The sequence below is a fragment of the ANME-2 cluster archaeon genome (genome assembly GCA_019429385.1).
Taxonomy (GTDB): Archaea; Halobacteriota; Methanosarcinia; order Methanosarcinales; family Methanocomedenaceae; genus Methanocomedens_B.
In genome coordinates this window covers 40950-60437 of the sequence record JAHYIS010000005.1, presented here as the reverse complement: position 1 = coordinate 60437, position 19488 = coordinate 40950, and the positions used below count along the sequence as shown (strand labels likewise).

Here is a 19488-nt window from a genome sequence, read left to right as displayed (position 1 = left end):
CGGATAAAATACCGGACTGAAATACATGTTTTCAGGAGTTCTCTGTAAAAAGAGGGGTGATTTTCGCAATACAACCCTTATGCCCCATCAGGATGACCACATCGTTCTCAAAGAGCCTGTTTTCCCCATGTGGATTGTTCACTATTTCCTCTCCTCTCTGGATGGCAAGCGCAGTAAATCCGTACTTCTTCCTGAGTTCCAGTTCTGCAAGTGTCTTGCCGGCAGCCAAAGACCCGCCTTTGACCCTAAACGTTTCAATCTCAATATCTATCAGGTGTTGTTTCAGGTCACTGATATCCCTGGGTTTATGGTAGATGTCCCTGAACATCTCATATCCGTGCTTGCGTACATTTTCCACATTCTTCTGTATCTCATCTCTCGGGATAAGGTACCGCGACAGCACCCGGGAAAATATCTCAATGGAAGTCTCGAACTCTTCAGGGATAACTTCATTTGCACCCAGTTTGTACAGTTCTTCCAGTTCACTGAGATATCGTATGCGGGTAATGATATAGATACCGGGATTCAGTTTTCGTGCAGTCCTGACCATCATGCGGGTATGGGCTGCATCAGATATGGCCACGACCAGTATCTTCGCTTTTGAAATATTGGTATGTTTCAGTACCTCCTCTTTGGAAGCATCACCATAACATATCGGCAACCCCTTCCTTTTTTCAGATACAACTGTTTCAGGGTTCATCTCAAGCACAATAAAGGGGATATTTGTTGCAGACAGGACCTTTGACAGGTTCCGTCCGTTCATACCGTAACCTGCAATGACCACATGATTCTCAAGTGACGTCCTGATGGGTTCCTTTTCAATATGGTTGCCAAACATGGCTAAGGACGGTAGCCTTAATTGTGGAATGTTTTTCTCAATCCCGGGACCGGCCTGGATAATAAAGGGTGTGAACATCATAGTGATGATAGCAGAGGCAAGGAATATCTGGTAAATATCAATATCAAGCAAGCCCGATTGGATGCCTATCAAGGAAAGCACAAAAGAGAACTCACCGATCTGGGCAAGGGATAGTCCGACCAGGATTGCGGTGTGGAAGGGATATCCTAATAATGCCGTTGTTATCAGGCTTAACAGGAACTTGATGGTTATAACTGAGATAATTACCAGTACAATAATTGATGCATGGTCGAGTACAAAACCCATGTCGAGGAGCATACCAATCGAGATAAAGAAAAGGCTGCTGAATACATCCCTGAGGGGCAATATCTCGCTCAGTGCCTGATTCGAGAACTCGGATTCTGACAGTATCAGTCCGACCAGGAATGCGCCTATAGCGAGGGAAAGACCTGCCATGGATGTCAGCAGGGCCATACCCAGGCTGATCAAAACCATGGTAAGAAGAAAAAGTTCCCTGTTTCTGGTTTTTACGATCTGGTATAATGTGGCCGGTATCAGGAACCGTCCGGATATCAGTAATAGTGCTACGATAGATATCGTTTTAAGAATTGAAACGAGCATAGAAGCCAAAGACAGGCCTGTATTACTGGCAAGCAGGGGCACCAGGAGGACCATAAAAATAATGCTCAGGTCCTGAAAGATCAAAATACATATCGAAACCTTGCCATACGGACTTTCAACTTCACCTCTCTCAGAAAGGATCTTCAGTACAATGGCAGTGCTGCTCAAAGCAACCAGAAAACCCAGGAATATTGATAATCCTGCGGACTGCCCGAACATCATTGCAATAACGGTTATGACAGCCGTTGTCAGGATGACCTGCAGCCCTCCACCCAGGATAACTAATTTCTTCAATCGTATGAGCTCTTTTAGTGAAAACTCAATACCAATAGTGAATAAGAGTAAAATAACTCCGACCTCTGCAAAAGTCTTTATCAGTAATTGGTCTTTTACCAGTCCCATTACAGAAGGTCCTATCAATACACCGGAAATGAGGTATCCTACAATGGGAACGATATTCAATTTATGAAATAAGAACACGATCCCGACCGACAATCCAAAGATTAAAACGAAATCGGTTAATATTACCAGTGTATCAGTCACAGCAATCATTTTTGTTGTTTCTTGTATATAATGTAGGTATCATGTTCTTGTTTGCTAAATACGTTCGATGATATTTTGCCTACCAAAATCTTATTATAAAGGCAAATCTATCATTGTCAATCATTAACAGTGTTACAAATCTACATTCGCGTAGCACAAATTATAACCTTTATTATAAAAGTATAATATAAACCTCACAGGAGAAATGGCATTTGCACATACTAGACGGACTGATACCTTTTCCCCAGTATATCGTATACTGGCTTCTCATCCTTCCACCGGTTTACCTGTCCCTGCGCTGGGCCAGGCAGGAAATGGACGAGATGAAGACGCCGCTGCTGGCTGTACTGGCAGCCGGGATATTTGCCATCCAGGCCGTTAACCTTCCCATCGGCATGGGTACGAGCGGCCACATGGTAGGTGCGGTGCTGGCAGCCATCATACTTGGGTCCCCGTACGCGGGATTGCTGCTTCTCACTCTTGTGCTGGTAGTCCAGGCATTCGTGTTCTACGATGGCGGCTTAACCACACTGGGCGCCAATATTTTCAATATGGGACTGGTGAGCTGCTGGTCAGGTTATTACACCTATCGCTGGCTTGAAGGCAGGCTGGGTACGGTCAGCGCATCATTTGCTGGAGCGTGGCTGGGACTGGTGCTATCAGCGCTCACTGCCACCGTGCAGCTCTATCTGGCAGGTGCGTTCCCGCTGGTGGAAGCCCTGGTGGTCATGGGCACCTTCCACGCGGTCAGCGGGCTTATCGGCGAAGGTTTCATCACAGCACTGGTGGTGAAATTTATCCTGAGCTCCCGGCCTGATATCATGAATCTCGAGCAGCGAAAACCCATTTCGAGAAATACACTGGTTGCAGTGGCGGCCGTAGTACTGGTATTGGCGGTGGCAGCACCCTACATTGCATCCACCAACCCTGACGGGCTCGAAAGGGCAATGGTCATACTCATGGGAGAAGAAAAGATGGAGGCCACCCTGGACGCTTCAATGCAATACAGTGCCCCTATGCCGGATTATTCCATACCAGGACTCGGCAGGGTGGGTGAAGTGTTTTCCATTGTTGCAGGTACTATACTGGTGCTGGTGCTGGGCATGTTGTTCATAAAATTTGCAGGAAAAAATCGTATGGTTACACCCGGCAGCGGTGCAGGTGATACCAGTATGGATGATGATAAGGACAGTAATAGTAACAATAGCAGTGACAGTAACGGTAATGACAATGGTAATGGTAACGGCAACGGCTGGGTATCTGAAGAGCGTGACTGGGGAACACCCTATATCGTTGAGACCAGGGACCTGACACATATCTACCGCAGTGGGACAACCACAGCCCTTGACGGCATCAATTTTTCTGTAAAGCCAGGTGAGCGTGTAGTTCTGCTAGGTGCCAACGGTGCAGGCAAGTCCACACTGTTCAAGCACCTGAACGGCATCCTCAAATCCACATCAGGCCAGGTGCTTGTAAAAGGACAGCCCATAACCCGGTCCAATATCAAGGACGTGCGCAGGACCGTAGGTGTGGTGTTCCAGGACCCGGATGACCAGATATTCTCACCCACAGTGGCTCAGGACGTGGCCTTCGGCCCCATGAATCTGGGGCTGTCTCCTGATGTGGTGGAGCGTAGGGTAAAGCGGGCGCTTGAAATGGTACGGCTGACCGGTTACGAGGACCGGGCTCCCCACCACTTGAGCGGCGGCGAGAAGAAGCGAGTGGCCATTGCCGGGATACTTGCCATGAAACCCGAGGTACTGGTACTTGATGAGCCCACCAACGGCCTTGACCCCGGGGCGGCTGGGCGGCTGATGCGACTGATAATGGAAATGAACAAGAATCTGGGAATCACTATGATAATTGCCACTCATGAAGTGGACCTGGTACCAGAATTTGCACAGCGGGTATGCGTTATGTCAGGTGGGATGATTATTGGTGAGGGAACGCCTATGGAGATATTCGGCAGGACTGACCTGATAGCAAAGACGCACCTGCGGCTGCCTGTGGTGGCCCAGTTGATGGAGAAGTTAAAGGAAGCCGAACTGGACGTGGCAGTGGAACTGACCGTGGACGGGGCCAGGGATGAGATATTAAGGGCTGCAGGCAGGCGAAATTAGGCATGTACATCACCCTTTACGATATTGAGCGGGAATCATACAAGGAAAGCCTGTTGCACAATATGGACGGGCGTGTCAAAATGTTGATGACCCTGGTCGTCATAATCTATGCAGTCGGCCTACCCAGACTTGATATTATCACCATTGAACGGCTGGGTGTCATGTGGTTATACCTGGTGGCTCTAATTATAGTTGCAAGGTTGAATCCGGTCTATGTGGCCGCAAGGATAGCACTTGCACTTCCATTCGGACTGGGCATATCAGTACTTCAGCCCTTTATCAGGCAGCCTTTCATAACTGAATTTAGTGTGCTCTACAACTTGGGGCCGGGCATCTCCGTAACCGCAGAGGGGCTGCTGTTTGGCAGTGTGCTTTTCGCCAAGTTTATGGTATGTGTCACTGCAGTGGTGTTGCTGTCTTCCACCACCCAGATGCGGGATATGGTAGCCAGTGCCCGCCGGCTGGGGCTGCCCGCTGAACTGACACTACTGTTCAGTATGATGGTCCGCTACCTGTTCGTCTTCTGGGGCATGCTTAGGCGCATCAGGACTGCCCAGAAGACCAGGTGTTTTGATATATGGAATAAAAACGTGCCCAAGCGGTGGATACTTGAACAGATTGGAAATTCAATTAGTTCCCTGTTCCTCCGTTCGTATGAGCAGGGTGAGCGCACGTACTACTCTATGCTCTGCCGGGCATATTCGGCAGATTCACAGGTGTGTGTGGGTACGCAGAATGTGGGAGTAAGGGATTATCTGACGTTTTCAACCACGATTATCCTGATAGGACTGGTGCAGTTCTGGATTTGAGTAAAAAGCCCAGTATTTCCTGAACTTATATCTCCTATAGCTATATCTCCTGTGGATTGATGGTATCAAGTTTGACGTGCTGTATACCTTTGTTCTTTACAATATTTTCATATATCTCCCGAATCTTTCCTGCCTCACCTTTCAGGATGATCACTTCCACACAAGTGTCATTTTCCATGTGGATATGAACTGAGGAGCGGATAATGTCGAGGTACTTGTGCTGTATATTGTTCAGCGTGTCTTCTATGCCTTTTTGATGATGGTTGTATGCCAGGGTTATGGTGGCGGCCCTGTCACCTTCAATGCTACTCATCCAGTCGTAATACCTGATATATCCCCGGATGGCGTCCCTAATGCCTTCTGACCTGGAAGAATATCCACGGTTTTGTATAATAATATCGAATTTCTCAAGTAAGTTTTCAGGAAGTGAAACTCCTATCCGTGATAATTCTGTATCCATTGTAAAATAATCTCCATTAAATTGCTAATTGTAAAACTATTTCTTTGTACATGAAATTTTTCATTGAATAACTGATACGATGTAGGTGTAATATCACACAAAATACTTATATATAAATGGTAATGTATAATTTAGTGTTACTAGTTAATTAAATAATAGCACTAATATTATTATAGGAGGACGAGTTGTATGCATATTGGAGACGGTTTAATACCACTGGGCCAGACAATCATATACTGGCTGATTGCCCTGGTCTTTATAGTAAAGTCCCTTGAATGGGCGCGGAAAGATTTGGACGAAATGAAAGTACCCATGCTGGCGGCCCTGGCTGCCGGTATATTTGCCATACAGGCAATGAACATACCCATACCATGGGGCACCAGCGGACACATGATGGGTGCAGCCCTGGCAGCAATTATACTTGGCAGTCCTTTTGCCGCGGTGCTGCTGCTTACACTGGTACTGGTGGTGCAGGGCGTTGTGTTTGCAGATGGGGGCATAACAGCAATGGGGGCTAATATTGTCAATATGGGGGTTGTTGGAGGTTTTATCGGATTCTATTCATATAACACCCTTAAAAATAGCATCGGGATGACAGCAGCTTCTTTCGCTGCCGGATGGCTATCGATAGTTATTGCGGCACTGGTCTGTACTGTACAGATGTCTCTTGCTGGTATCTTTCCTTTGAGGGAAGGTCTGCTATTCATGGGGCTTTATCATGCAGTTATCGGAGTGGTCGGTGAAGGAGCCATCACAGCCATTGCTTTGAACAGGATAATGGCGGTCAGACCTGATGTAGTATCTGAACGATCAGTGCCGGGGGTAGGGGTGGCAGCGTGAGCAAAAATGGGATTATCATAGCCGGAGCAGTGATAGCGATCATCATTTCAGTGCTGGCCCCGTTCCTGGCATCCAGCAATCCCGATGGCCTGGATAAGAACCTTATCAATCTGGTGGGTGGAGGTAGTGAGGAACATGCTGAGGAGATCATCGGTGAGCGGATGCCAATCGAATATGAGGCACCCCTGCCTGACTATTCCATTGAGGGGATGGGCAAGCTGGGTGAGGTCGGAGCTATCATGGCTGGTACTTTATTAATGCTGGGGATATCCCTTGGTCTTGGTAAAGTACTTGGCAGGAAACAGGGGACTTAAAGGTCCCCTGACTGCTATTTTTATTAAAAGGACACGCTTGAACATATCAGTATGATGATACTATAAAGGATAATGTATATCATCATATTGATATAGTTCGATGCTTACTGTTAATGAATATGATGAATATAAGGATGTAATAATTAAGGATGATTTTTCATGCTCTTTGAACCCATAGACATTAATGGACTCCACATTCCGAACAGATTCGTTCGTTCAGCTACTCATGAATGGCTGGCAGAGGAGGACGGTACACCCACACCAGCCATAGGCGACATGTACGAGGAACTGGCAAAGTACGAGGTAGGTCTCATTATTTCAGGGTATTCCTATGTGGACCCGGCAGGTAAGAGCAGCCAGCGCCAGCAAGGTATCTATGATGACCGGTTCATCGGACCGTACTCCAAAATCACGGAGCGAGTGCATAAATACGGAAGTAAGATAGCACTCCAGGTCGTGCACGGTGGGAGGCAGGCTCTGGTCACGCCAGAGTATCCACAGACCATGGCCCCTTCGGCAGTAAAAGATACTTCGTCAGGAAAGATGCCCCGGGCCATGACCGAAAAGCAGATACTGGCGACTATCGAGGATTTTGCCCGGTCGGTCTGCAGGGCGCAAGCCGCCAGTTTCGATGCGGTGCAGCTGCATGTTGCACACGGCTTTTTGCTCAGCAGTTTCATCTCACCTTACACAAATAAGCGTACTGATAAGTGGGGCGGGTCAGTGGAGAACAGGACGCGCATCATTGCAGAGATCATCAGGCGCGCCCGGGAGCTGGTGGGCGAGGACTTTCCGATAATGGTGAAGATGAATGCCACGGATGGTTTTGGGGATAAGGGGTTGGATGCGCCTGAGTGTGTTGAGATTGCCGGCGCGCTGGAGAAGGCAGGAGTGTGCGCCATCGAGGTGAGCGGCGGGATTTCCGAGGCCGGCGAGGTGATGTCCAGGCGGGGAATAAATGTGCCTGGCAGGGAGGCGTATTTCAGGGATTATGCCCGGATGATAAAGCAGGGTGTAGGTATTCCTGTTATGCTCGTTGGGGGTATGAGGTCGCGGGCTTTGATGGAGGAAATGCTTGAGGGGGGTTATGCTGATATGGTGTCGTTGAGCAGGCCGCTTATCAGGGAGCCTGATATTGTTGTGAAGTTCAGGGAAGGGGCTATGGAGGCAGAGTGTACTTCATGTAACAGGTGCTTTGATGAGAGCGGGGTGAAGTGTAATTCAGGTAGATGAGCACCTGAATAATCATATATTCACATTGACAGCAAGAACAGCCATAATGGGATAAACAATACCCTGCAGCCATCCAATTCTTCTATTTTAAAAGCATCCCTTGTCACCACAATCCCCCTATTCAACCCATTTACATCTATGAATTCCATCAATCCCTTTATTTTGGAGGTTGATGGCTGCTTTTGGTATTTCACTTCTATGGGGATTACAGTCCTGGAATCATCATAAATAAAATCCACTTCATATTTATTTTTCCAGTAAAAGGGTTTAAAAGCCGGTTTTGATTTGCTTCCCTTTTTGATCAAATGCCATGCAACAATATTCTCAGCGGTTATTCCATCATCTTTGTCCAGGGTCAAAGCTCTTCTAAGCCCTTCTTCCCAGAAATAGAGTTTCTTTGGCCGTTTCTCAACTGCCTTTTGAGACGGCGTATATACATCTGCTACAAATACCATCATTGAACTCTGGAGATAATAAAGGTAAAGTTTCAGGGTTTCCCTGTCCACACCCAGGCGTTCTGAGAGTCCTTTATAGGTGAATCGATTTGTGGACAGCACTGCAATATCCCGCACAAGCCTGTCAAGTAATATGGGGTCCTTTACCCTGAATACGCTCACAATATCCTTGAACAGGATAAGCGCAAAATAATCTTCAACTATCGTTCTGTACCACATGTCCATATCTTTTATCTTGAACCATTCCGGGTATCCACCGGTGTCGAAATACTGCCCCAGCACATGCAATATCTCATGTCTGTGTTCGATGATGCTGTGGTATACTTTTTCAATGTCATTGAAGGAATCAATGGGAGAGCGATGTACAGGAATGTCAGGCAGAGTGTCATTGAACCTCAGGAATTCCCTGAATGTCAGGGGAAATACATCGATAAAGCTTATCCTGCCTGCCAGGCTTTCTGACGAATCCAGATATAGCAGTGTCTTGGATGACCCCGATATCAGAAAACGGCATTTTGCATGTGCGTCTATGTAATATTTTAATTGCAATTGCCAGTCTTTCTGGGCATGTATTTCATCCAGCAGAAAATACACGGTTTCCCTCGCAGGGTCTATTCCTGTCAGTTCGTGGTATATATCCAGGATATCGTGGATACTATCTATTTTTCCCAGGATGTCGTCCATCTTCACATAAACGATTCTTTGAGCATCTGAATTCTTAAGAAGGTAATCTATATACTGGAAAAGTATGGTGGTCTTGCCGGACCGCCTGATGCCGGTCAGGCATGTGATTCTTTCCAAGCGTTCTATTTTCGTGATATCCTCAAGATAATCGGGTCTTTGGATTCCTTTATCAGCAGGGTTAATGCTGCCTGTCTGCCACCAGTAGTTCCTTTTTTTTATGTAGGTTATTATGAATCCTTTGTCCATATGCAAATATAGTATGTAACATATATGTAAATGTTGCGGTGTGTATTTGCATCAAATTTATGGGAAATGTACTCATGAGATTTCTAATATTTAGTGGAAAGGGCAGTATATGGTTACATGCTGATGTGATATCACATAGCAGGCTGCTTATCTTGGAGCCGAAGTTGATAATAATGTTCTAATTAAGAGTATCTTTTCAGATAGTGTATAAGAAACATTTATTTCATTTAATCTTTAATTTCTTATTTAAAAGAGGTTTTTATATTAGAAAAAGGCCAAGACAATATCAAATAAAATTGAAAGATATAGTAAATATCATTAAACCATTGTGGATTTTTGTTATTAAATATATAAAAATCATGAAGTTATGGCTGAAGTATGGCAATTAAGTCACTTTTTAATGTATTAGTTTTATCCTTATGTATCATTGATTAACTTGGATGAAATTTGATGAATTTTACTGTTAGGTTGATTGATTGGTGAACATAAGTCTATGAAACACATAAAATGGCAAATCCTGTTCGGTATGGCATTGGTCCTGTTATCAGCATTATGGTACTTCGTACATTATTTGATCTTCCATGATGTCCACCATATCTTCATATACCTGATAGGAGACATCGCCTTCGTTCCTATCGAAGTTCTGCTGGTCACCCTGATAATACACCAGTTACTTGACAGGAAGGAAAAACATTTTAGGCTGGAAAAACTGAACATGGTAATCGGGGCTTTCTTCAGCGAGGTCGGAACAAGATTGCTCACAGTGCTTTCTGACAATGACCCGGGGCTGGACGAGATTAGGGAAGGTCTCATCATAACTGCTGATTGGTCAGACCAGGATTTTTCCCGTGCAGATAAACACCTGAGGAATTATGAATTCGGCGTGGATATGCAAAAGATCGACCTGGAAGAACTACGCCGGTTCCTTTTGTTCAAGAGGGACTTCATGGTAAGGTTACTGGAAAATCCTGTGCTGCTGGAACATGAAATTTTTACCGATCTGCTCCGTGCAGTATTTCATCTTACAGAAGAACTGGCCAGCAGGAAAGACGTTACACAATTACCAGATAGCGACCGTGCACATTTGGGCGGCGATATCAAGCGGGCATATACCATATTGGGCGACTCCTGGCTGGATTACATGCAACACCTGAAAGGTAATTACCCGTACCTGTTCTCTCTTGCCATGAGGACCAATCCATTTGATGAGGATGCATCACCGGTAGTAAAATAAATAGGTAATGACGTCTAACTCAAAGCAGGAACAAGGTTAACATCACAGGGGGATTCCACAAACCATGACCACTATCATGCTTTACACACTAAGCACATGCGTATACTGCAAAGGCCTGAAAAAGTATCTCAGGGACAACGGCTTTGAATTCGATTATATTGATGTAGATACATTATCTGGAAGCGAGCGGGAAAAGGTCCTCATGAAGGTCATGGAACTGAATCCATCTATCAGTTTTCCCACTGCAGTGATAAACGGCAAAGTAATAGTTGGGTATGATAAAGAGAAAGTAGACAGGGCGCTGGGACTATGAACGAAGAGACAGAAGCGTTATACGCAGAATTAAAGCAGCTGGCAGATGAAGGCGGGTATACTATGCAATCTGATACGGTCATACTCGAAGACCTGCTCATTGGCCTGGTCGAGAACGAAAAACGGTATGGATACCGCTCATGTCCCTGCCGGCTTGCCTCAGGTACCCTTGCCAAGGATATGGATATTATCTGCCCCTGTGACTACCGGGACCCGGACCTTGAGGAATTCGGATGCTGCTACTGCACGTTATACGTAGACGAAAATTGGATACGCGGCACAAGACCCCACCTCCCCATACCCGAGAGGCGGCCTGTGGAGAAGATACTCGGCAAAGGTGAGGACGTGGACATGACAGTGGCAGAAAGTGATAAAGATATCTCAGTCTGGCGTTGTACGGTATGTGGCTACCTGGCCGCAAGGGCCGAGCCTCCGCACATGTGTCCTATATGCAAGGCTCCCAAAGAGCGGTTCGAGAAATTCCTGCTCTGATGATCAAGGTCTAAAGGAAAGACGTCCCGACCGGGACTCGAACCCGGGTCTGAAACTCCGCAGGCTTCAAGGATATCCGCTACCCTATCGGGACACTGCTCGCCCAAATGCATTATGTGAGCGACCTTCATATACAATCCAATTATCTTAAACCTTATCTATCAACTGTCGAAGACTGGCCATTTCGTCCCTCAGTTCACCCAGTTCCCTGTGCACTTCCATGAGCAGGTTATGGGTAGGGCTGCGCTCATCCTTTATTGCCTGTTGTTGCGAGAATACCATCTTGCTGGGTAATATGAACACATACACGAATATCATTACCAGCAGTGCCCCGGCAGCCAGGATTCCCAGGAACAGCAGGTAACTGGGAAATAACTGGCGCATGTATGCATCACCAGGGTTGTAGTATTGTATCCGGGTCACCAGTACGAAATTCAGCAATGAGAACAGGAACATGGTCTCGCTGACCAGTATGAGCATTCCGCCTACCGTGGTAGACATGCGTTTTTGTTGTGGTATGAATCTGGCTAATGGCATAGTAATCTCCATAATTCATTTCGTCCGCAAGTATTTAGGGATTTTTCTGCGGTAACGATGAGATGGTTAATATAATCCGTATGACCTTATATCAGGTCTGTGCTTGCGATATTCATTCTTTTCCTGGTCTTTATCCTCATCGCTGTAAGGAAGATAGGAAAAGTTCGGCTACCTATCTGGCAGGTAATGACCCTGGGTGCAGCAGGTGTTGTGGTAACCGGGCAGATATCTCCCATAGAATCCGCACGGTCGGTGAACCTGGACGTACTACTGTTCCTGTTCGGTGTTTTCGTCATCGGGCAGTCCCTGGAAGACAGCGGGTACCTGGGTCACCTCACCTATCGAATATTCAGGAGAGCAAAGTCCATGGATATGCTGGTATTTACCATCATGGTGGTCATGGGTTTTGCATCTGCTCTTATCATGAACGACACCCTTGCCATTATCGGTACTCCGGTGATGCTGCACCTTGCAGGAAAACACGGTATCTCCCCAAAACTGCTGCTGCTCGCTCTTGCATTTTCCATAACGACAGGTAGTGTCATGAGCCCTATAGGCAATCCCCAGAATCTCCTGATAGCCCTTGATGGGAACATTATCGATTTGTTCGTTACTTTTTTACGATACCTGTTCTTACCCACTCTAATCAATATTTTGCTGGCTTTTGTAGTATTAAAACTGAGCTTCAGGCAGAGTTTTACAAGCGGTGCGCTGAACCATTCCGAAGAACCAATACGAGATTACCGCCTGGCATTTCTTTCCAGGTTGTCTCTCTTAATGCTGGTATCACTTATCTTCTTGAAAATCGGTCTGATAATGTTCCATGCCAGCTTTACCCTTGATCTGGCATACATGAGCCTTATTGCAGCCATTCCCATCATGGCCCACACACAACGATTGAAGATACTATCCCGTATTGACTGGCATACCCTGATATTTTTCATATCAATGTTCATACTGATGCAGAGTGTGTGGAATACGGGTTTTTTCCAGTACCAGTTAGACAGGGTCCCGCTGGATGCAGCTTCAACCCCGATGATACTTGCTGTCAGTATCATCCTGAGCCAGTTCATTTCAAATGTGCCGCTGGTGGCACTTTACCTGCCCATCCTGACCCTGGCTGACGCAGGTGTTCCACAATTGATGGCATTAGCTGCAGGAAGTACTATAGCAGGAAATCTGACCATTCTGGGTGCTGCCAGTAATGTGATAATCATACATAATGCCGAAAAATACGGTCATACTATTAGATTCATGGACTTTGTCAAGATCGGGATACCCCTGACCGTGATCAATTGTGCAGTGTACTATGTTTTTCTGGTATGAGGCATGGGTTATTTATGCTCAGTAACAATTAATAAATGTAATGTGCAGGCTGTAATTGGTATATTGTCATATAAAAACGACAATAAATGAGAAAAATCGTTGGATTAAACCGACAATTTAATAAACAATCACCTCAAAACGGATACCTATGAAAGAATACCTATTCCAGGTTAACAACTGGTGGACAACCGGTGATATACCATTGGAATATCGGGATACAATTCCACGTGAAAAAACAGGTGAAATTGAACAATTCATATATGACCGGGAGATACTTACTCTCATAGGTCCCCGAAGGTCGGGAAAAACAACCATAATTTACCAGCTTATACATTCACTCCTGCAAAGCGGTATCAGCCCGAAGCATATCATGTATATATCGCTTGATGATCCGGAAATAACCCTGGATATGGGAGACGATTTATTTATCCGACTGTTTGAATCATACCAGGACATCATCCTTCGAGAGGTAAAAGACCAGAAAATATATGTCTTCATAGATGAGGTCCAGTATTTCAAAGGGTGGGAGATGTGGCTGAAAAAATACTTTGATCAGTATGCGAATATAAAGTTCATTGTATCCGGTTCAAGTTCGCTTGCCATAAAAGATGAATCTGCGGCTCTTACCGGACGCAATTTAAGGTTTTTGATATATCCATTTTCGTATCGTGAATTTATACAGGCCAGGGATACTATACGAATGGAAAAGACAGCCTTTTCTTACAAAAACTTTGAAGATGCTTATAATGCTGTCCTTCCATTCAATAATAAGTTGATTCTCTTATTCAAGGAATATCTTTACTCCGGCGGCTATCCGAGGACTATTAATGAGGATGCTGGAAAATCCAGAGAAATATTGAAACAGTATTTCTACGACACAATCTACAAAGATATTTTAAAAATGTATCCTGTCAGGGATGTAAGGGCTCTCGAGAGTATTGCGGTATTTCTTGCACAGAATATCGGTAACAGGTTCAGCTTCCGGAAAATTTCATCTGCTCTTGGTATTGATGTGGAAACTGTGATCAGGTATGTCAGGTATCTTGAGGAAACGTACCTTGTTTTCATGGTAAATTATTTCTCTTATTCATCAAAAGCGGTCATGCAAAAAGAAAAGAAGGTATATATGATAGATACAGGGCTCAGGAATGCCATTTCCACATCTGTTGATGAACCGGTACAGGTGGAAAATTGTGTATTCACCCATCTGATCAGGAAGTTTGAAAACGTTAGTTACTGGCGTGATGTTGAAGAGGTGGACTTTATAGTTTCCATTGAAAATACACCAATGCCTGTAGAGGTAAAATACCAGAATTCTATAGGCCAGAGCGACATCAGATCAGTTCTAAAATTCTGCAAGAAGTTTAAATTAACCAGAGGCATCATAGTCACAAAGAATGAACTTAGAATGGAAGTGTTCAATGGCGTCGAGGTCTGGTTCATTCCAGTATGGTTGTTTATGTCAATAATATAGTTGATATTCTATAGCTACAGCAATGCTCCAACTCTTCTGGCCCGTTCCAGTTCCTCTGTATTTCCTGAAATCTCCTCTCTCTCATAAGCCATTGGTAACAATACATCAGTGATATCAATTCCCAGGTAATCAAAAGAAAGCTTGAACATCCTGACAACTGCCTCACAGGCACCAGCTCCTTCGGCAGAAGGAATGACCAGCACCGCACGTTTACCCTTCAGCATGTCGGTCTCGCTATAGGGCAGCAGCCTGTCCATGAGCAGTTTCATGGGACCCGACGGCCCGTACCAGTACAGGGGCGTTCCGAACAGTATCACGTCCGCACCCTCTATCTTCGGGTAGATATACTTCATGTCGTCGTCCCTGGTACATACTTTATCACCGTTCTTGCAGTTGCGGCAATCAATGCACGGCAGCAGGTCGAGGTCGTACAGGTAATGTTTTTCGCCCTGGTGCCCGGCAGCCTTTGCACCGCCCAGCACTGAATCTACCAGAATGTCAGTGTTCCCCTCTTTCCTGGGGCTGCCTATCAATGCCAGTATTTTCATATTTTCACATCTCGGAATGGTACTCACCGATACTCTTAATGGAAAGTTTGCCCCTCTTCATTGCCTCAATGGCATCGGCCGCTGCCATTGCTGCCTGTATGGTGGTGATATATGGTATTCCGTAGTCCACAGCAGCCCTGCGTATCCGCCGTCCATCCTTGCGTGTCATCTTGCCGGTGGGTGTGTTAATGACCAGACCCACATCACCGGTACGCATGAGTTCTATGATATTGGGACTTCCTTCATGAACTTTCTTTATTGCCGTTACATCGATACTTTTCCTTGCCAGGTACTGTGCGGTGCCGCTGGTTGCGATCAACTCAAGTCCTGCATCGACCATCTTCCTGGCCACCTGCATCAGCGCAGGCTTATCCGGGTCCCTGATGGACATGAACACCTTACCCTGCATTGGCAGTGCGTTATCAGCTGCCAGTTCTGCCTTGAAGAAAGCCAGCCCGAAACTATAATCCACGCCCATGACCTCCCCGGTACTGCGCATCTCAGGACTTAAGAGGGGGTCGGCTCCCGGCAGTTTGTCAAAGGGGAGCAACACTTCTTTTACAGAGACATTTTTAGGCACAGGTTCGGTCACGAATCCCTGTTCCTTGAGCGATATGCCCATCATGGCCTTGGCTGCGATCTTAGCCATCGGCAGGCCCACTGCCTTGGACACGAAGGGAATGGTACGGCTGCTGCGGGGGTTCGCTTCCAGCACATACACCACCCTGTCCTTGTAAGCCATCTGGATGTTCAGGATACCTTTCACCCGCAGCCCGAGTGCGATGCGCCTGACATAATCCCTGACCGTATCCAGCACGTATTTTCCCAGTGACTGGGGCGGTATCACACAGGCCGAATCCCCGCTGTGTATCCCTGCCTCCTCGATGTGCTCCATGATAGCGCCAATGATCACGTCCTCACCATCGCACACTGCATCCACATCAATTTCGATCGAGTTCTCAAGGAAATCATCGATAAGTACCGGATGCTTGGGTGAGACCCGTACCGCTTCGTGCATATAGCGGTTCAGGTCGTCCTCATCATACACTATCTCCATGGCCCTGCCGCCCAGCACGTACGAGGGACGTACCAGTACCGGATATCCGATACGTGCTGCAACTTCCCGGGCCTCGGCCTCTGATGAAGCATAACCTGCTTCCGGCTGGGGTATCCCCATCTTCTGGAGCATTTTATTGAACAGTTCCCTGTTCTCAGCCAGATCCATGTCGTCAGGTGATGTGCCCAGGATAATGGTATCCAGGTCGGTCCTGCGCTGCAGTTCACTTTGCAGGGGTATTGCCAGGTTCACCGAGGTCTGGCCTCCGAACTGCACCATCACACCCCAGGGTCGTTCCCGTTCGATAACATTCATCACATCCTCAAGGGTCAGTGGTTCGAAAAATAATTTATCAGAAGTATCGTAATCGGTTGATACGGTTTCCGGGTTATTGTTGATGATATGGGTTTCGATACCCTCTTCCCGCAGAGCGGTCACGGCATGAACGGTGCAGTAATCGAACTCAATACCCTGCCCGATGCGGATAGGTCCCGCACCAAGTATCAGCACTTTCCTGTTGTCCGAAGGCTCATCCTCGCACATCTCTTCATAGCATGAATAGTAATACGGGGTCTCGGCCGCGAACTCGGCGGCACAGGTATCCACCATCTTGTACGTGGCTGTAATTCCCATCGTACGGCGCATATCGTTGATCTCTTCCCGTGTCTTGCCAGTGAGCTTCCCGATCTCTTCATCGGTGAAGCCCATTCTCTTGGCACTGCGAAGGGTATCCCGGGTCAACTCTGAGCGCAGGGTAGCTTCCATCCTGATGATGTTCTGGATCTTTTGCAGGAAGAAGGGGTCGATAGAGGTGATTTTTGATATCTCATCAATGATAAAGGTCGTTTTCAGGGCATGGTACATGGCAAATAACCGCTCATGGGTGGGGGTGGTCAGCAGGTCAATGACCTCATCATGGCTCCACTCCCTGAACCCGAAATACATATCCACATCAAGACTGCGGATGGCCTTCTTCATGGCTTCTTCAATGGTGCGCCCGATAGCCATGACCTCGCCCGTGCTCTTCATGGCAGTGGTCAGGGTCTTGTCCGCGGTCACGAACTTGTCGAAGGGCCACCTGGGTATCTTGACCACAACATAGTCCACGGTAGGTTCAAAGGAAGCAGGTATCTTTTTGGTGACATCGTTCGGTATCTCGTCAAGGGTCATGCCGATAGCTATCTTGGCTGTCACCCTGGCTATCGGGTATCCGGTGGCTTTGCTGGCAAGTGCCGATGAGCGGCTCACCCTGGGATTGACCTCCACTATTCGGTATTCCCCGTCCTTTACTGCGTACTGGATATTACATCCGCCTTCGATACCAAGGCTCCGGATAATATTGATACTGGCGCTGCGCAGCATCTGGTGGTCCTGGTCCGAGAGGGTCTGGCTGGGTGTGACCACGATGCTGTCCCCGGTATGGATGCCCATAGGGTCGATGTTCTCCATGTTGCATATCACGATACAGGTGTCACTGGCATCACGCATAACTTCGTACTCGAACTCTTTCCAGCCCAGCACGCCCTCTTCGATAAGCACCTGGTGGATACGGCTGCGCTTGAGACCCAGTTCGGTGATAGAGATAAGCTCTTCCTTTGTCCTGGCGATACCGCCGCCTGCCCCGCCCAGTGTGTATGCCGGCCTGATGACCAGGGGGAGGCCCAGTTCATCGATAAGTGCAACCGCATCATCGATGGTGTTCACGGCCTTGCTGCGGGGGACGGGTTCGCCGATGCGCTGCATGGCCTGCTTGAACAGGTCCCGGTCTTCGGTATCCTGGATGGCTTTCAGGGGTGTGCCGTAGAGTTTTACCTGGTATTTCTCAAGTACGCCCCGGTCTGCCAGTTCACTGACAAGGTTCAATCCGGTCTGGCCTCCCAGTCCCGCAATAACCCCATCAGGGCGCTCTTTCTCGATAATACGCTCCACTATCTCGGGTTTGAGGGGTTCAATGTACACGGCATCCGCCATTTCCGGGTCGGTCATGATAGTGGCAGGATTGGAATTGATAAGTACCACGCTGATACCTTCTTCACGGAGCGACCGGCATGCCTGGCTGCCGCTGAAATCGAATTCTGCCCCCTGTCCTATCATGATGGGACCGCTGCCTATCAGCAATACTTTCCTGATATCCCGATCTCTGGGCATTATTTCATCACCCGTTTCACAATAGTATCAAAGAACCATTTTTCAGTGTCCCAGGGCCCGGGACTGGCCTCGGGATGGAACTGCACGCTCATGATATCCAGGTCGTTGTGGGCGATACCCTCCACGGTCCTGTCATTGACATTGATGTGGGTGACATGGGCCTCTGCCCCAGCCAGTGAGCCGGCATCCACTGCAAATCCGTGGTTCTGGGAGGTGATGTACACGGTACCTGTTTGCAGGTCCTTTACCGGCTGGTTAGCCCCCCGGTGCCCGAACTTCAGTTTATAGGTACTGGCTCCCAGTGCCAGGGATATGATCTGGTTACCGAAGCAGATGCCGTAGATGGGGACCTGTCCCATCATGTTTTTCACAACGTCAATGGCATTGGTGGCCTTCTCGGGGTCTCCGGGGCCGTTTGATACAAAGAGGGCGTCGGGTTTGAGTTCAATAATATAATCAAGGGGAGTGCTTGCAGGTACCACAGTGATGCCCACACCACGCTGCTTGAGGCTCGTTAACATATTGGTCTTTATCCCAAGGTCGATGACCACGAAATGGGGTTTGTCCTTCCCGGTTGCTTCGATGTGATAGGGAGCGGGGCAGGTCACCTTATCTATCAGGTTGTGCTGGTCCGATATCTTCGGATGCTGTCTTGCCAGGCGCACCGCTTCCTCGCCGTCATCGCTGTCTGTGAGCAGGCATGCCCGCATAGCGCCGGTTTCCCGTGTTTTGATGGTGAGCATCCTGGTATCCACACCAGCGATACCGGGCCTGCCTTCATCCCGTGCAAAATCAAAAATTGAGCGTCCGGACAGGTGGTGCGACGGATGGTCGCACGCTTCCCTGACCACCAGTGCTTCTGCTTTCATGCCGTCTGACTGGAAGGTTTTGCCGCTCACGCCGTAATTGCCAATGAGGGGGTAGGTGAACATCAGTATCTGACCCGCATAGGAAGGGTCGGTAAGAGCCTCTTCGTATCCGGTATATTGAGTTGAAAAAACGAGTTCCCCGCAAACAGCAGCTCCAGCGGCACCAAAACCAGCACCCTGAACAACTGTGCCGTCTTCAAGTCCTAGTACTGCTTTCATACTAGGTGCATACCATGGTAGGAATGGGATATATATGTTATCATACGGAACTTGTTTGCCTACTCGAAGGGAGTAGTATCCATAATGA

Annotated in this window: 17 protein-coding genes and 1 tRNA gene; 10 read left to right on the top strand and 8 right to left on the bottom strand. The window is 47.4% G+C overall.

The window, feature by feature from the left end:
• Positions 1–31 precede the first annotated feature (31 nt).
• Positions 32–1960 (bottom strand): cation:proton antiporter, encoded by a 1929-nt coding sequence (locus K0A89_03165; GenBank protein MBW6517487.1) that lies wholly within the window; start codon positions 1958–1960, stop codon positions 32–34.
• Between the two features lie 275 nt (positions 1961–2235).
• On the opposite strand from K0A89_03165, the gene cbiM (K0A89_03160) reads away from it, so the two are divergent.
• Both cbiM (K0A89_03160) and cbiQ read left to right on the top strand, forming a co-directional pair.
• Positions 2236–4143 (top strand): cobalt transporter CbiM, encoded by a 1908-nt coding sequence (cbiM, locus tag K0A89_03160; GenBank protein ID MBW6517486.1) that lies wholly within the window; start codon positions 2236–2238, stop codon positions 4141–4143.
• Between the two features lie 2 nt (positions 4144–4145).
• A complete protein-coding gene (cbiQ, locus tag K0A89_03155) occupies positions 4146–4952 on the top strand; it encodes a cobalt ECF transporter T component CbiQ (GenBank protein ID MBW6517485.1) in 807 nt (268 codons plus the stop codon).
• Between the two features lie 40 nt (positions 4953–4992).
• On the opposite strand, the gene nikR is transcribed toward cbiQ, so the two are convergent.
• On the bottom strand, positions 4993–5412 hold the full coding sequence (nikR, locus tag K0A89_03150) for a nickel-responsive transcriptional regulator NikR (GenBank protein MBW6517484.1): 420 nt from the start codon (positions 5410–5412) through the stop codon (positions 4993–4995).
• Positions 5413–5601: 189 nt separating this feature from the next.
• On the opposite strand from nikR, the gene cbiM (K0A89_03145) reads away from it, so the two are divergent.
• From cbiM (K0A89_03145) to K0A89_03135, 3 genes are all read left to right on the top strand, one after another.
• Positions 5602–6252, top strand: a complete 651-nt coding sequence (gene cbiM, locus K0A89_03145) for a cobalt transporter CbiM (GenBank protein ID MBW6517483.1) — start codon at positions 5602–5604, stop codon at positions 6250–6252.
• Entirely contained in the window at positions 6249–6566 is a 318-nt protein-coding gene (locus K0A89_03140; protein ID MBW6517482.1) for a PDGLE domain-containing protein, read from the top strand. Before cbiM (K0A89_03145) ends, K0A89_03140 begins: the two co-directional genes overlap by 4 nt.
• A 159-nt stretch (positions 6567–6725) precedes the next feature.
• A complete protein-coding gene (locus tag K0A89_03135) occupies positions 6726–7799 on the top strand; it encodes an NADH:flavin oxidoreductase (protein MBW6517481.1) in 1074 nt (357 codons plus the stop codon).
• 20 nt (positions 7800–7819) lie between these two features.
• Here K0A89_03135 and K0A89_03130 read toward each other — a convergent pair whose 3' ends face one another.
• Positions 7820–9184, bottom strand: a complete 1365-nt coding sequence (locus K0A89_03130) for an ATP-binding protein (GenBank protein ID MBW6517480.1) — start codon at positions 9182–9184, stop codon at positions 7820–7822.
• A gap of 493 nt (positions 9185–9677) precedes the next feature.
• Here K0A89_03130 and K0A89_03125 point away from each other — a divergent pair, with 493 nt between their 5' ends.
• The 3 genes from K0A89_03125 (at position 9678) to K0A89_03115 (ending at position 11222) form a co-directional block, all read left to right on the top strand.
• The gene (locus K0A89_03125) at positions 9678–10418 is read left to right on the top strand and encodes a hypothetical protein (GenBank protein MBW6517479.1); all 741 of its coding nucleotides are present in this window, start codon (positions 9678–9680) and stop codon (positions 10416–10418) included.
• A 64-nt stretch (positions 10419–10482) separates the two neighbouring features.
• Complete coding sequence (locus K0A89_03120; GenBank protein MBW6517478.1) at positions 10483–10731, top strand: glutaredoxin family protein; 249 nt, start codon at positions 10483–10485, stop codon at positions 10729–10731.
• Positions 10728–11222 (top strand): ferredoxin:glutaredoxin reductase, encoded by a 495-nt coding sequence (locus K0A89_03115; GenBank protein ID MBW6517477.1) that lies wholly within the window; start codon positions 10728–10730, stop codon positions 11220–11222. The genes K0A89_03120 and K0A89_03115 overlap by 4 nt, the downstream gene beginning before the upstream one ends.
• 22 nt (positions 11223–11244) lie before the next feature.
• Here K0A89_03115 and K0A89_03110 read toward each other — a convergent pair.
• Positions 11245–11316 (bottom strand) — tRNA-Arg (locus K0A89_03110).
• A 53-nt stretch (positions 11317–11369) separates the two neighbouring features.
• Entirely contained in the window at positions 11370–11723 is a 354-nt protein-coding gene (locus K0A89_03105) for a hypothetical protein (protein MBW6517476.1), read from the bottom strand.
• A gap of 135 nt (positions 11724–11858) precedes the next feature.
• On the opposite strand from K0A89_03105, the gene K0A89_03100 reads away from it, so the two are divergent.
• Entirely contained in the window at positions 11859–13085 is a 1227-nt protein-coding gene (locus tag K0A89_03100; GenBank protein ID MBW6517475.1) for an anion transporter, read from the top strand.
• 148 nt (positions 13086–13233) lie between these two features.
• Entirely contained in the window at positions 13234–14559 is a 1326-nt protein-coding gene (locus K0A89_03095) for an ATP-binding protein (GenBank protein MBW6517474.1), read from the top strand.
• A gap of 14 nt (positions 14560–14573) precedes the next feature.
• Here the strand turns inward: K0A89_03095 and K0A89_03090 are convergent, their stop codons facing one another.
• The 3 genes from K0A89_03090 to carA are packed head-to-tail and all read right to left on the bottom strand — an operon-like array spanning position 14574 to position 19400.
• Positions 14574–15107, bottom strand: a complete 534-nt coding sequence (locus tag K0A89_03090) for a flavodoxin family protein (GenBank protein ID MBW6517473.1) — start codon at positions 15105–15107, stop codon at positions 14574–14576.
• A gap of 4 nt (positions 15108–15111) precedes the next feature.
• Complete coding sequence (gene carB / locus K0A89_03085; protein ID MBW6517472.1) at positions 15112–18312, bottom strand: carbamoyl-phosphate synthase large subunit; 3201 nt, start codon at positions 18310–18312, stop codon at positions 15112–15114.
• Positions 18312–19400, bottom strand: a complete 1089-nt coding sequence (carA, locus tag K0A89_03080; GenBank protein MBW6517471.1) for a glutamine-hydrolyzing carbamoyl-phosphate synthase small subunit — start codon at positions 19398–19400, stop codon at positions 18312–18314. The genes carB and carA overlap by 1 nt, the downstream gene beginning before the upstream one ends.
• Between the last annotated feature and the right edge of the window lie 88 nt (positions 19401–19488).

Coding starts and splice junctions, on each gene's coding strand:
- K0A89_03125 (MBW6517479.1), top strand. CDS start 9,678: ATGAAACACATAAAATGGCAAATCCTGTTCGGTATGGCATTGGTCCTG.
- K0A89_03135 (MBW6517481.1), top strand. CDS start 6,726: ATGCTCTTTGAACCCATAGACATTAATGGACTCCACATTCCGAACAGA.
- K0A89_03130 (MBW6517480.1), bottom strand. CDS start 9,184: ATGGACAAAGGATTCATAATAACCTACATAAAAAAAAGGAACTACTGG.
- K0A89_03120 (MBW6517478.1), top strand. CDS start 10,483: ATGACCACTATCATGCTTTACACACTAAGCACATGCGTATACTGCAAA.
- K0A89_03115 (MBW6517477.1), top strand. CDS start 10,728: ATGAACGAAGAGACAGAAGCGTTATACGCAGAATTAAAGCAGCTGGCA.
- cbiM (MBW6517483.1), top strand. CDS start 5,602: ATGCATATTGGAGACGGTTTAATACCACTGGGCCAGACAATCATATAC.
- carB (MBW6517472.1), bottom strand. CDS start 18,312: ATGCCCAGAGATCGGGATATCAGGAAAGTATTGCTGATAGGCAGCGGT.
- K0A89_03105 (MBW6517476.1), bottom strand. CDS start 11,723: ATGTCTACCACGGTAGGCGGAATGCTCATACTGGTCAGCGAGACCATG.
- cbiQ (MBW6517485.1), top strand. CDS start 4,146: ATGTACATCACCCTTTACGATATTGAGCGGGAATCATACAAGGAAAGC.
- carA (MBW6517471.1), bottom strand. CDS start 19,400: ATGAAAGCAGTACTAGGACTTGAAGACGGCACAGTTGTTCAGGGTGCT.
- nikR (MBW6517484.1), bottom strand. CDS start 5,412: ATGGATACAGAATTATCACGGATAGGAGTTTCACTTCCTGAAAACTTA.
- K0A89_03090 (MBW6517473.1), bottom strand. CDS start 15,107: ATGAAAATACTGGCATTGATAGGCAGCCCCAGGAAAGAGGGGAACACT.
- K0A89_03095 (MBW6517474.1), top strand. CDS start 13,234: ATGAAAGAATACCTATTCCAGGTTAACAACTGGTGGACAACCGGTGAT.